The 11,923-nt window shown below is 67.5% G+C and carries 11 protein-coding genes; 6 read left to right on the top strand and 5 right to left on the bottom strand.

What is annotated here, in order from left to right; translation table 11 throughout:
• Positions 1 to 86: 86 nt before the first annotated feature.
• Positions 87 to 572 (bottom strand): Lrp/AsnC family transcriptional regulator, encoded by a 486-nt coding sequence (locus C7416_RS20955; RefSeq protein ID WP_111520694.1) that lies wholly within the window; start codon positions 570 to 572, stop codon positions 87 to 89.
• Between the two features lie 171 nt (positions 573 to 743).
• Here C7416_RS20955 and phhA point away from each other — a divergent pair, with 171 nt between their 5' ends.
• The 4 genes from phhA (at position 744) to C7416_RS20935 (ending at position 4,780) form a co-directional block, all read left to right on the top strand.
• Entirely contained in the window at positions 744 to 1,673 is a 930-nt protein-coding gene (gene phhA / locus C7416_RS20950; protein ID WP_111520693.1) for a phenylalanine 4-monooxygenase, read from the top strand.
• A 176-nt stretch (positions 1,674 to 1,849) separates the two neighbouring features.
• Positions 1,850 to 2,149, top strand: coding sequence for a 4a-hydroxytetrahydrobiopterin dehydratase (locus C7416_RS20945; protein WP_026164049.1), 300 nt, complete (start codon positions 1,850 to 1,852; stop codon positions 2,147 to 2,149).
• Between the two features lie 163 nt (positions 2,150 to 2,312).
• On the top strand, positions 2,313 to 3,017 hold the full coding sequence (locus C7416_RS20940; protein ID WP_012354320.1) for a response regulator transcription factor: 705 nt from the start codon (positions 2,313 to 2,315) through the stop codon (positions 3,015 to 3,017).
• 140 nt (positions 3,018 to 3,157) lie between these two features.
• Positions 3,158 to 4,780: a sensor histidine kinase N-terminal domain-containing protein gene (locus C7416_RS20935; RefSeq protein ID WP_373424912.1), complete on the top strand. Its 1,623-nt coding sequence runs from the start codon at positions 3,158 to 3,160 to the stop codon at positions 4,778 to 4,780.
• Positions 4,781 to 4,805: 25 nt separating this feature from the next.
• Here the strand turns inward: C7416_RS20935 and C7416_RS20930 are convergent, their stop codons facing one another.
• On the bottom strand, positions 4,806 to 5,321 hold the full coding sequence (locus C7416_RS20930) for an SET domain-containing protein (protein ID WP_012354323.1): 516 nt from the start codon (positions 5,319 to 5,321) through the stop codon (positions 4,806 to 4,808).
• Between the two features lie 1,182 nt (positions 5,322 to 6,503).
• Here C7416_RS20930 and C7416_RS20925 point away from each other — a divergent pair.
• Both C7416_RS20925 and C7416_RS20920 read left to right on the top strand, forming a co-directional pair.
• Complete coding sequence (locus tag C7416_RS20925) at positions 6,504 to 6,782, top strand: HU family DNA-binding protein (protein WP_012354324.1); 279 nt, start codon at positions 6,504 to 6,506, stop codon at positions 6,780 to 6,782.
• Between the two features lie 241 nt (positions 6,783 to 7,023).
• On the top strand, positions 7,024 to 8,022 hold the full coding sequence (locus tag C7416_RS20920; RefSeq protein ID WP_111520690.1) for a DUF2272 domain-containing protein: 999 nt from the start codon (positions 7,024 to 7,026) through the stop codon (positions 8,020 to 8,022).
• A 75-nt stretch (positions 8,023 to 8,097) separates the two neighbouring features.
• On the opposite strand, the gene dinB is transcribed toward C7416_RS20920, so the two are convergent.
• From dinB to C7416_RS20905, 3 genes are all read right to left on the bottom strand, one after another.
• Entirely contained in the window at positions 8,098 to 9,177 is a 1,080-nt protein-coding gene (dinB, locus tag C7416_RS20915) for a DNA polymerase IV (RefSeq protein ID WP_111520689.1), read from the bottom strand.
• A gap of 59 nt (positions 9,178 to 9,236) precedes the next feature.
• Positions 9,237 to 10,142 (bottom strand): EamA family transporter RarD, encoded by a 906-nt coding sequence (gene rarD, locus C7416_RS20910; RefSeq protein WP_111520688.1) that lies wholly within the window; start codon positions 10,140 to 10,142, stop codon positions 9,237 to 9,239.
• Positions 10,143 to 10,292: 150 nt separating this feature from the next.
• On the bottom strand, positions 10,293 to 11,429 hold the full coding sequence (locus C7416_RS20905) for a TRAP transporter substrate-binding protein (RefSeq protein ID WP_018005015.1): 1,137 nt from the start codon (positions 11,427 to 11,429) through the stop codon (positions 10,293 to 10,295).
• Between the last annotated feature and the right edge of the window lie 494 nt (positions 11,430 to 11,923).

The following is an 11,923-nucleotide window of genomic DNA, read 5'->3' as shown; positions in this document are numbered from 1 at the left end:
CACGTCTGCGGCACCCGGCGAGGGTGACACGCACGCCACAAGAGCGCAAGGCCGACACGCACCGGCCAGGTGCTGAGGCAAGCGTTTCAGCGCAGGTGCGACAGCGGCAGCGGTCCCTCGCACTTGATCGCGGTCAGCACGATGTTGGAACGCACGCTCTCCACGCCCGGCACGCGCATCAGCCGCTTCATGGTGAATTCGGCCAGCGTGGGCAGGTCGGGCACCACCACGCGGATCAGGTAGTCGGCCTCGCCGGCGACGGAATAGCACTCCTGCACCTCTTCCAGCAGCAGGATCTCTTCGCGGAAGCGCTCGATGATGGTGTCGCCGTGATGCGCCAGCTTGACGCTGACAAAGACCACCACGCCCAGCCCGAGCGCCTGCGACGACAGGCTGACGCGGTAGCCGGTGATGACGCCGTCGGCTTCCAGCCGCGCCAGCCGGCGCCCGACCTGGCTGGGCGACAGGTGCACGCGCTCGGCCAGCTGCTGGTGCGTGGTGCGGCCGTCGGCCTGCAGCGCGCTCAGCAAGGCCAGGTCATACGCATCGAGGGAAACACTATGGGTGGCCATACACAAATCCCGCATATCTCAATCCATAAATGCGCATTATATGCATGCTCCATCGAAATCAAGCGGACTATGCGGACAGATTGCGGCATTCGGCGCCTAAACTACGCAGTAAATCCGCATCCATGCTGGCGCCCACGCAGCCAGCGCGCATTCCAAGGAGACACCAGCACTATGTCCATCGCCATGGCCACCGAAGCCCCCGGCGCCTTCCAGGGCACCCTGACCGACAAACTCAAGGAACAGTTCGACGCCGGCCTGCTGTCGGGCCAGGAACTGCGCCCGGACTTCACCATCGCCCAGCCCGTGCACCGCTACACCAGCATCGACCACGCGATCTGGCGCAAGCTGTACGAGCGCCAGGCCGAGATGCTGCGCGGCCGCGTCAGCGACGAATTCCTGCAGGGCCTGGCCACGCTGGGCATGGAAAAGGACCGCGTGCCGGACTTCGACCAGCTCAACGAGACCCTGATGCGCGCCACCGGCTGGCAGGTCGTGGCCGTGCCCGGGCTGGTGCCCGACGAGGTCTTCTTCGACCACCTGGCCAACCGCCGCTTCCCGGCCAGCTGGTGGATGCGCAAGCCCGAGCAGCTCGACTACCTGCAGGAGCCGGACTGCTTCCACGACGTGTTCGGCCATGTGCCGCTGCTGATCAACCCGGTGTTTGCCGACTACATGGAGGCCTACGGCAAGGGCGGCCTGAAGGCGGCCGGGCTGGGCGCGCTCGACATGCTGTCGCGCCTGTACTGGTACACGGTCGAGTTTGGCCTGATCCGCACCGAGCAGGGACTGCGCATCTACGGCGCCGGCATCGTGTCGAGCCAGGGCGAGTCGATCTACAGCCTGGACTCGGCCAGCCCCAACCGGATCGGCTTCGACGTGCGCCGCATCATGCGCACGCGCTACCGCATCGACACCTTCCAGAAGACCTACTTCGTGATCGACAGCTTCGAGCAATTGTTCGACGCCACCCGCCCGGATTTCGCGCCGCTGTACGAAGCGCTGCGCGCGCAGCCGACGCTGGGCGCGGGCGACATCGCCGAAGGCGACCAGGTGCTCAACGCCGGCACCCGTGAAGGCTGGGCCGATACCGAAGACATCTGATCCGGCTCCCGCGCGCCAACCCCGGGGCGGCCTGCCCCGCCCTGCCCCATTCCCCGCTTTGTGAAACAATGCCGGCATGCCCGCCGCCCCGGCGCGGGCGGGCCGGCTGTCCGCATGGTGCGCATCGTCCGCACTGCGCGGCCCTCGTTTTTTCCCAGAACCAGATCGAGCCCACCATGACCCCTCTGTCCCCGCAAGCCCGTGCCACGCTGCTCGCCGAACTGCCCGGCTGGACCACCGTCGCCGACCGCGATGCGATCTTCAAGCGCTTTACCTTCCACGACTTCAACGCCGCCTTCGGCTTCATGACGCGCGTGGCGATCCAGGCCGAGAAGGCCGACCACCACCCGGAATGGTTCAACGTCTACAACCGGGTCGACATCACGCTGTCGACGCACGACGCCAACGGCCTGACCCAGCGCGACATCGACCTGGCCCACTTCATCGAGCGCGCCGCCGACGCGGTGACCAACTGATGGCGCGGCCGCCGTGGCGGGCGGCTGTAGGCTAACCGTAAGGAAGCGTGGGGCGGCGCCTAGTACAATCTGCGGCAGGCCCGCGCCGCCGTGTGGGCCGTGGGCCTCTTGCCCTGTTTGTCTGCCTGCCAGCCATGCCCAACGTCCTTCCCGAGCTGCCGCCATGCGTATCCTGCTGATCGAGGACGACCGCCAGATTGCCAGCGGCGTCGAAGCCGGCCTGTCCCGCGCCGGCCACCAGGTACGCGTCGTCCACGACGGCGTCTATGCCACCGAACACCTGCTGCGCGAGCAGCACGACCTGGTCATCCTCGACCTGGGCCTGCCCGGCATCGACGGCATGACCTTGCTGGCGCGCTACCGAGCCCGCAACCGCACCACCCCCGTGATCATCCTGACCGCGCGCGACGAGCTCGAAGACAAGCTCTCCGGCCTGAACGCGGGCGCCGACGACTACCTGATCAAACCCTTCGCCCTGCCCGAGCTGGAAGCGCGCGTGCGCGTGCTGCTGCGCCGCAGCCAGCACGGCGAGGCCGCGCCCGAGCGCGACGTGCGCCTGGGCCGGCTGCGGCTGTCCGGCAACGATCGCCGCATGTTTATCGACGCGCGCCCGCTGGAGCTGTCGCCGCGCGAGTTCGCGGTGCTGGAGCTGCTGCTGCAACGCCAGGGCCGCGTGGTCAGCAAGGCTCAGTTGCAGGACCACCTGGCCACCTTTGCCCACCCCGCAGGCGAAGGCGGCGATACCGTCGGCGACACCGCGATCGAGGTCTACGTGCACCGCGTGCGCAAAAAGCTCGAGGACAGCGACGTCGAGATCGTCACCGTGCGCGGCTTCGGCTACCTGCTGCAGATCCGCGCCGGACAATGAAAGCGCTCCTGCCGCTTGCGCCGCCCGGCGCACGGTCCTGATCCCCGGCGCTGTCCCAGGCCCAACCGGCAATGTGGCCCCGCTCCCGCACCTCCTCCCAAGTCTCCTGGCGCACCGCCTCGCGCATTGCAACGCGCAACGTGCCTCCCGCTTCCGCCGCGGCTGACCCCGGCGGCGCCGCGCCCGCATCGACGCGCCAGTCCGCCCGCCCCGGCTCCAATATCAGCCTGCGCGTGCACCTGCTGCGGGCGCTGGCCACGCCGCTGTTCGCGCTGGTGCTGACCAGCGGCTCGCTGTCTTACTGGCTGGCGGCGCACTACACCACGCAGGTGTTCGACCGCGCGCTGTACGGGGTGGCCAACAATATCGCCCAGCAGATCCGCATCGCCGGCCCGCGGCTGGAGCAGGACATCCCGATGATCGCGCAGACGCTGGTCGAGGCCGAGGGCACCGACCGCATCTACTGGCGCATCCACGGCCCGGACGGGTTGATCGGCGGCATGGATACCTGGCTGGGCTACGGCACCGGCCAGACCACGCTGCACGATGCGCGGCTGTTCTACGCCTGGTTCAGCGGACGCCAGGTGCGCGCGGTGCGCCTGCCGGTGATGCTGCCCAGCGCCGCGGTCGACGAGCTGGGTACCAGCGAGGCCGGCAAGCCGGCGCGCGGGCCCATCGTGGTGGAAGTGGCGGAACTGCTGGACCGGCGCGAGACCGCCGCCAACGAGATCCTGCTGTCGGTGTCGGTGCCGCTGATCCTGCTGCTGCTGGTCGGCAGCCTGATCCTGTCGCACGTGCTCAAGGAAGAGCTGGTGCCGCTGCAGATCCTGGCCGACAAGCTCAATCGCCAGACCGCGCGCTCGCTGGCGGCGCTGGACGAAACCCAGGTGCCGGCCGAGGTGGCGCCGCTGATCCGCGGCCTGAACGCGCTGCTGGCGCGGCTGCGCGACGCGCTCGACGCGCAGCGCAAGTTCATTGCCGATGCCGCGCACCAGTTGCGCACGCCGCTGACCGCGGTCAAGCTGCATGCCGACCGGGCCCAGACCGCCGATTCGCTGGAAGTGGCCCGCCATGCGCTGCGCGAAGTGCAGACCGCGGCCGACCGCGCGGTGCGGCTGTCCAACCAGCTGCTGTCGCTGGCGCGGGCCGAGCCCGGGCTGTCGCTGGAACGGCTGGGCCCGGTGGAACACTTCGACCTGGCCGAGCTGGCCTTCGAGATCGGCGCCGAATGGGTGCCGCAGGCGCTGGCGCGACGCATCGACCTGGGCTTCGAGATCCTGCCCGGCCCCACCTTCACCGGCAGCGCGCCGGCGGTGGTGCGCGGCAACCGGCTGCTGATGCGCGAGGCGCTGTCCAACCTGATCGACAATGCGGTGAAATACGTGCCGTCGGGCGGGCGCATCACGGTGCGCGCCGGCGGCGAGGCCATGGGCCACCGCGGCATGGCGGTGGTAATGGTGGAAGACAACGGCCCCGGCATCCCGCCGCAGCGGCGCGAGGAAGTATTCAAGCGCTTCTTCCGCGGCGACCGCGCCCCGGAGCCCGGCGGCGGCCGCGCCGACCAGGCGGGCGGAGCCGGCCTGGGGCTGGCCATAGTGCATGAGATCGTGACCCTGCACCACGGCACCATCCGCATCGAGGACGTGCCGCCAGCGCCAGGCGCGGCGACTCAACCTTCCGCCACGGACAGCACGCCCGAGCGGCGCGCGGTGATGCGCTTCGTGATCCGGATCCCCTGCGAGCCGGCAGGGTCGGTGGCCTGAACCCGCTGCTGCGCGGGCGGCGGCCTTATTTGGCCTTCTTTTTCTTTTCCTTCGGCGCCAGCATGGTGCCGCGGCATTGCGGGCTGCCGCAGCGGCACTCGAATTCCTTCTTCAGCTTGGCGGTATAGCGCGCGTCGATCACCAGGCCGTAGTCATAGAACAGCTCCTCGCCCTGGGCAATGTCGCGCAGCGCGTGGATAAAGACGCGGCCCTTCTTTTCGCGCGCCTCGCAGTTGGGCTCGCAGGCGTGGTTGATCCAGCGCGCGCGGTTGCCGCCGTACTTGGCGTCGATGACGCTGCCGTCGTCCAGGCTGAAGTAGAAGGTGTGGTTGGGATCGCTGGGATCGTGCGGATGGCGCTCCAGCGCCTTCTTCCACGATATGTGCTCGCCCTTGTACTCGATCACGCGCTCGCCCTCGGCAATCGGCGCGATGGCATAGACGCCCTTGCCGTGCACGCCTGACTGGCGCACCTCGATCCGGTCGCTCGCCGTTTTCTTGCTGCCCTCGCCCGCTGCCTTGCGCTTTGCCTTGTCCGCCATTTGCCTTTCCGTGCTTTCGCCTGTTGTGCCTGGGTGGTGGCCGGTGCCGGCCGCCCGGCGCGATCGGGGATGATACCGGGGCGACCGCGACACGTATACGTGGCAACGCTGCCGTTCTTGGCTGCAGCCGGCACGAACGACGTATACATCCCCTCCCCCGCCGAGTCGCCGCACCCGGTATACGCCGCGCCGTTTACCGCCCCGCGTGTGGATAACCCTGGCCCGATCTGTGGACAAGCACGCGGATTGGGTGTGGGCCGCCTGGGGCTGGCATGGGGATGCCTCGGGCATAAGTCGGAGGGGGTTCAGCTCGCACCTCATCCATTGGGTGGAGTCTTCCACTTCGGCCAACATTCGATGAGACCACTTCTCGTTTACGTAAACCCTTGAAGGCAAAGATGTTTACGGGGTTTTCCACAGCGGCTGCGGGTGTTTACCTACTACTACTATTTGTATACATGAAAGAAAAAGGTAAACCGAAAGAACGAGCCCAGGCCCGAGGCCTCGTCCGAAAGGCGACAGGCGTAAACGGCGGGTTTGCGAGAGACTTTCTGTTTGCCCGTTCGGGCGGTGCGTATACCGGTGACGTATACCCCGCGACGTATACCGGGCGGCAAGGCCGCAATCGGCGGTATACGCGGATGCCAGCTCATCACGGTTCGGTGCGGTACCCGAGGGGCCCATGCATGGGCCGAATAACGCCGGGCAAGGCCGGCGGTAGCTCGGTCTGGGGCATGCACCATAGTGCAGTTGGATGCGTTGCAGCCCGTACAGCGCCTCCAGTCCGTTCAGGAGCTCCAGGGGTGCCCGGACCCTCGCAGCGGATCTCGAGGCTGTCAGCGGCCTTCTGAAGGTGCCTGGCATGCGGGTATACCGTGCTGCATCGATCGCGGCAGCCACGTCCCGTGACCTTCGGCATCTGCCGCGCAGTTACCGCGCAGTTACCGCGCAGTTGCCATTTACGCCGCTATGCCGCCTACGGCAGCCCCCTTCCCGCAAGCTCGATTTGCCTCCAGCCCCGTGCTGGCGCGGCCTCGCGGAAACTGCCAGGTAACAATCTGTTCCCGGTGCGCCTTGTCCGACACGGTATCATGTGGCCCGCGGCGTCTTTGCCGGAGCGGTGCCAGCCTGGCCGCCCGGTCGCGGACGCCTGTGTTTTATCAACTCGATACGGAGTGAAGCATGACGAAAACCGAACTGATCGACGCTATCGCAGCCGGGGTGGACGGTCTGACCAAGGCCAAGGCGGAACAGGCACTGAACGTGACCCTGTCGGCCATCATGGACGCAGTGGCCAAGGGTGACACGCTGAGCCTCATCGGCTTTGGCACGTTCAGCAAGGGCGAGCGTGGCGAGCGCATGGCGCGCAACCCGCGTACCGGTGAAGAAATCAAGGTCGAAGCCGCCAAGACCGTGAAGTTCAAGGCTGGCCAGAAGTTCAAGGACGCTGTCAACCAGTGATCCTGACGGGCTGCACTGCAGAGCCCGGCATTGCCTGACCCCGCCATGCCGCCGCCCCGGTGCCCGAGGGCGCAGGCGCGCGCCAGGCGGGGGACGTTATCCACAGTCGTGATCTGAATATCCTGCAGTATTTGCCGCATCGCCCGCTCAGCGCCTGGGCGATGGCGCGCCAAGTCTTCCAACAGGCGTCCAGCCTTGGCCAGAATTCGCCATGCCGGGCGCCGTGCCATGTGGGGCCAACATGTTTGCCCGTCCGCAGCGCCGCCGATCTCCACAGCGTTATGCACAACGCTTTCCACAGCCGATTCCACAGTGTTCTCCACAGGCGCCCGCCCCGCTGCGCGCCGCCTGCGCGGCCGCGTTGCTGGCGCTGCTGAGCGCCTGCACCACCGTTATCGAACCGGCCCGGCCGCAGGCGCGGGCGCTGCCGGATACCGAGCGGCCGGTGACGAGCCCGGGCGCCACGCCGCGCGAGCGCATCGTCGAGATCGCCACCCAGGAATGGGCCCGCTGGGGTGGACAGGTGGTGCGGCTGGGCCGCGATGACACCTCTTGCGTGACCTACAGCCCGGTGCCGGCGCCGGAATTGCCCCCCGAACTGCCGCTGGCGTCCCCCACCGACGCCGCGGCGCCCGCCGTGGCCACCACCGATACCGAGTCCAAGACCAACGGCAATCCGCCGCCGGCAGCCAGCTGCCTGTCCTTCCCGGACGGCACCGGCATGGAGGCCACGCCGCTGGGCTGCACGCTGGCGCGCCGCTACTGGGGCATCGTCGGCGAAACGCCCAGCTGCAGGCAGGTCACGCAGGGCGCCTGGGCCTGGTCGGCGGTCTTCGTGTCATGGGTGCTGCGCAAGGCGGGGCTGGACGAGCGCCAGTTCCTGACCGGCCAGTCGCACTCGATGTACGTGGTCGACGCCCGCGACGGCATCCTGCCCCGCCCCGCGTTCCGCATCGAGCCGGTGCCGGCGATGCCGCGCCCCGGCGACATCATCTGCGCCGGCCGCGGCCGTGACCGCTATCTCGAGGACATCGCCGAGATCGGCTTCGGCACCACGCCGATGCATTGCGACATCGTGGTCGCCGTGGATCCGGCCGCGCGTGTGGTGCGCGCCATCGGCGGCAACGTCCAGCAATCGGTATCGATGGAAGAGATCGAGCTGGGCGACTCGGGGCGGCTCGACGGGGTCACCAACTCGCATATGCCGTGGCTGCTGGTGATGCGCAACGACCTGCAGTAAGCTGGTTTATCGATGCGATTTATCGATGTATGCTCAGTACGTCATTGCTGATAAATCGCATAAATAAGCCGGCGGTCAGTCGAACAACTCCAGCTGCGCGGTATCCCGGTCGCTCGTGCCCACCCCAACCCCAAGCAGCCGCACCGGCAAGCCCCGGCGCGCATGGCCCTCGGCCAGCAGCCGCGCATAGACGCCGCGGTCCGGGGCATGGCCGCGGCATTCCACCGTGGTCTGCCGGAAGTCCGAGAAGCGCAGCTTTACCGTGAGCTTGTCGATGGTGTCGTGCGCCTGGGCGCGCCCAATGCGTGCCTCCAGCATGGCGATCAGCGGCTCCAGCTCGGCCAGGCAGGCCTGCAGGTCGGGCAGGTCGTCGGCATAGGTCTCTTCCACGCTGATCGACTTGCGCTCGCGCTCGGGCGTGACCGCGCGCTCGTCGACGCCGCGGCACAGCTTGTACAGCCGCGCCCCGAACACGCCGAACTCGCGCTGCAGGCGGTCCGGCGACCACGGCCGCAGATCGCCGCAGGTCTCGGCCCCCAGCCGGCGCAGCTTGGCCGCGGTGACCTTGCCCACGCCATGGATGCGCTCGACCGGCAGCGCGGCGACAAAGGCATCGACCGCGGCCGGCCTGACCACGAACAGGCCGTCGGGCTTGTTCCAGTCGCTGGCGATCTTGGCGACGAACTTGCTGGGGCCGACGCCGGCCGACACGGTGACTCCGACCTCCTCGCGCACGCGCTGGCGGATCTCTTCGGCGATGCGGGTGGCGCTGCCGGCATGGTGCGTGCACAAGCTGACATCGAGGTAAGCCTCGTCCAGCGACAGCGGCTCGACCAGCGCGGTGTATTCGCGGTAGATCGCGAAGATGCGGCGCGAGACCTCGCGGTACTTGTCCATCGCGGGACGCACGATCAGCAGGTCCGGGCAGCGCTTGAGCGCCTGCGCCGACGCCATCGCCGAACGCACGCCATAGGCGCGCGCCTCGTAATTGCAGGTGGCGATCACCCCGCGCCGGTCAGGCGCGCCGCCCACGGCCATCGGCCGGCCGCGCAGCGACGGGTCGTCGCGCATTTCGACCGAGGCGTAGAAGCAGTCGCAGTCGCAATGGATGATCTTGCGCTGGACCGCGGCACTGGCGTCAGGCGGGGCGGACATGGGGGCAGCGGAACGGCTATATGAGAATTATCAGCTGGATGAATGACTGATGTCGATTTTCAAGTCGTCTCATTGATCGATTGGATGCCGGCGGGCTTCTGCCGTGCATTCATCCACAGCCCTTCGGCCGCATACAAGGCCAGCGACAGCCAGATCAGCGCGTAGCCCACCTGCTTCTGCGCCGGGAACGGCTCGTGCCACAGCCACACGCCCAGCAGCAGTTGCAGCGTCGGACCGGTGTACTGCAGCAGGCCCAGCAGCGACAGCGGAATGCGCCGCGCGCCGGCGGCAAAGAACAGCAGCGGCACCGCCGTCACCGGCCCGGCCAGCAACAGCAGCCACCGCGTACCCGGCGCTGCGTGGGTAAAGCTGTCCTGGCCGGTGGTGAACAGCCAGCCCAGCGCCGCCGCGGCGAGCGGAAACAGCAGCAGCGTTTCCAGCGACAGCCCTTCCAGCGCGCCCAGCGCACCGGTCTTGCGCAGCAGCCCGTAACCGCCAAAGCTGGCGGCCAGACCCAGCGCGATCCACGGCAGCTGCCCCGCCGCCACCGTCAGCCAGGCCACGCCGGCGGCCGCCACCGCGATCGCCAGCCATTGCACCCGGCGCAGGCGCTCATGCAGGAACACCACGCCGAGCAGCACGCTGAACAGCGGATTGATGAAATACCCCAGGCTGGCGTCTACCACGCGGTTGGCCGAAACCGCCCAGATATAGAGGAACCAGTTGGCGCACAGCAACGCCGCGCTGGCGGCAAACGACAGCAACAGGCGCCGGTCCCTGGCCACCTGGCCCAGCCACGCCCACTGGCGGCGCCAGGCCAGGATCAGCCCCAGGAAGACCAGCGACCACACCATCCGGTGCAGCAGGATCTCCATCGGGGCGATGCCGGGAAGCGACTTGATATAGAGCGGGAGCAGGCCCCAGATGAGGTACGCCAGCAGGGCGTAGAGAATGCCGAGTTGCATAAGGTTTTCCGATCGATGCCGGCGATTCTACCGGGGCCGCGCCATCCCCGCCGGCGCGCACCGCGTGCGGCCGCCGCCAACAAAAAACCCCATGCTCCCGGAGGACCATGGGGTTTTGCGGCGGGCCCGGCTGCCCGGGCGCCAAGCGGCTTACAGCTTGCGCGCGAAGCTGAACTGGGCGTAGCCCTGCTCGGCCACGTTGAACCAGGCCGCCTGGTTGTTGCGGAACACGCGCCAGTCGTCGTAGATCTTCTTGAACGACGGGTTCTTCGCGGTTTCGTCGGCGTAGGACTCCTGGGTCGCCTTGAAGCAGGCCTCCATGATCTCCTTGGAGAACGGACGCAGCTTGACGCCGTTTTCCAGCAGGCGCGCCAGCGCCTGCGGGTTGACCGTGTCGTACTTGGCCATCATGTTGGTATGCGCCTCGATGGTGGCGGTTTCCAGCGCGCGCTTGTACAGCGCCGGCAGCTTCTCGAACTCGCTGGCCGAGGCGTAGAACGACAGCTGCGCGCTGCCTTCCCACCAGCCCGGGTAGTAGTAGAACGGCGCCACCTTGTAGAAGCCCAGCTTCTCGTCATCGTACGGGCCCACCCACTCGGCCGCGTCGATGGTGCCCTTCTCCAGCGCGGGGTAGATGTCGCCGCCGGCAATCTGCTGCGGCACCACGCCCAGGCGCGACAGCACCACGCCGGCAAACCCGGCGATGCGGTACTTCAGGCCCTGCAGGTCGGCCACGGTCTTGATTTCCTTGCGGAACCAGCCGCCCATCTGTGCGTTGGTGTTGCCGCCCAGGAAGTTGACGACGTTGTATTCCTTGAAGAACTCGCGCATCAGCTTCATGCCGTTGCCCTGCATCATCCAGGCGTTCTGCTGGCGTGCGGTCAGGCCGAACGGGATGGTGGTGTCAAAGCACAGCGTCGGATTCTTGCCGAAGTAGTAGTAGCCGGCGGTGTGGCCGATCTGCACGGTGTTGTTCTGCACCGCGTCCAGCACCTGCAGGCCCGGCACGATTTCACCGGCGGCAAAGACCTTGATGTTGAATTTGCCGTCGGTCAGTTCCTTGACGCGGGCCGACAGCAGCTCGGCACCACCGTAGATGGTGTCGAGCGACTTGGGAAAGCTCGAGGCCAGGCGCCATTCCACGGCGGGGTTGCTGCCCACTACGGCCGGCGCGGCCGGGCCGCTGGCGGCGACAGGCGCTGCCTTCTCTTCACCCTTGCCGCACGCGGCCAGTGCCCCGGTGGCAGCCACGGCCGACGCTTTCAACAGAAAGGAACGACGTTCCATCTCCACTTCTCCTCTTATAGATATTGATTCGGATGCGGGCGCCGGCTTGCATGAGGCCGCGCGCCGGACCGTGACGCACCGGCCGCCGGGGTACGGCGGCCTGCGCAGCGCAGTGCCTGTGGCGAACGGGCACGGCGGCGTGCCCTGCATGCCGGACGCTGGAACGCGCCCACGGCCGAGGGCTGTCTTACCCGAAAGACAAGCCAGCCGATTATAGCGGTGGCCCTTTCGGCACGGGGCCCCGCGCAAGTGCGGGTTTTCGCTAGTCGATTGCGTCATTTCCGCTGTTTTTCGTATTGTGAGACGCCGCACGGTGTGATGGATTTTGTAACCCGGCTTGCGGTCAAATGGTCTCGGCTGATAAAAAACAGTCCCGCCTCCGGAGCCCTGCCTGCCGGATATCGTCGTTGCCCGCTGAATCGCCCCGTTGCCGTACCAATTGCCTGCTTGTTCTCGTCTACTCCCCTTGAAGCCGCCTGGCGCTTGCGCAGGCC

Origin of the sequence: Cupriavidus phytorum, assembly GCF_003254285.1 — a bacterium.
Taxonomy (GTDB): Bacteria; Pseudomonadota; Gammaproteobacteria; order Burkholderiales; family Burkholderiaceae; genus Cupriavidus; species Cupriavidus phytorum.
Note: the sequence above shows the minus strand (reverse complement) of the source record. Positions and strands in the feature narration are given on the sequence as shown.

What these genes read in the sequence shown, in the direction of transcription:
- C7416_RS20945 (WP_026164049.1), top strand. Translation starts at nt 1,850, where the DNA reads ATGACCCCTCTGTCCCCGCAAGCCCGTGCCACGCTGCTCGCCGAACTG.
- C7416_RS20930 (WP_012354323.1), bottom strand. Translation starts at nt 5,321, where the DNA reads ATGGCGGACAAGGCAAAGCGCAAGGCAGCGGGCGAGGGCAGCAAGAAA.
- C7416_RS20955 (WP_111520694.1), bottom strand. Translation starts at nt 572, where the DNA reads ATGGCCACCCATAGTGTTTCCCTCGATGCGTATGACCTGGCCTTGCTG.
- C7416_RS20905 (WP_018005015.1), bottom strand. Translation starts at nt 11,429, where the DNA reads ATGGAACGTCGTTCCTTTCTGTTGAAAGCGTCGGCCGTGGCTGCCACC.
- C7416_RS20940 (WP_012354320.1), top strand. Translation starts at nt 2,313, where the DNA reads ATGCGTATCCTGCTGATCGAGGACGACCGCCAGATTGCCAGCGGCGTC.
- C7416_RS20925 (WP_012354324.1), top strand. Translation starts at nt 6,504, where the DNA reads ATGACGAAAACCGAACTGATCGACGCTATCGCAGCCGGGGTGGACGGT.
- C7416_RS20920 (WP_111520690.1), top strand. Translation starts at nt 7,024, where the DNA reads ATGTTTGCCCGTCCGCAGCGCCGCCGATCTCCACAGCGTTATGCACAA.
- dinB (WP_111520689.1), bottom strand. Translation starts at nt 9,177, where the DNA reads ATGTCCGCCCCGCCTGACGCCAGTGCCGCGGTCCAGCGCAAGATCATC.
- phhA (WP_111520693.1), top strand. Translation starts at nt 744, where the DNA reads ATGTCCATCGCCATGGCCACCGAAGCCCCCGGCGCCTTCCAGGGCACC.
- rarD (WP_111520688.1), bottom strand. Translation starts at nt 10,142, where the DNA reads ATGCAACTCGGCATTCTCTACGCCCTGCTGGCGTACCTCATCTGGGGC.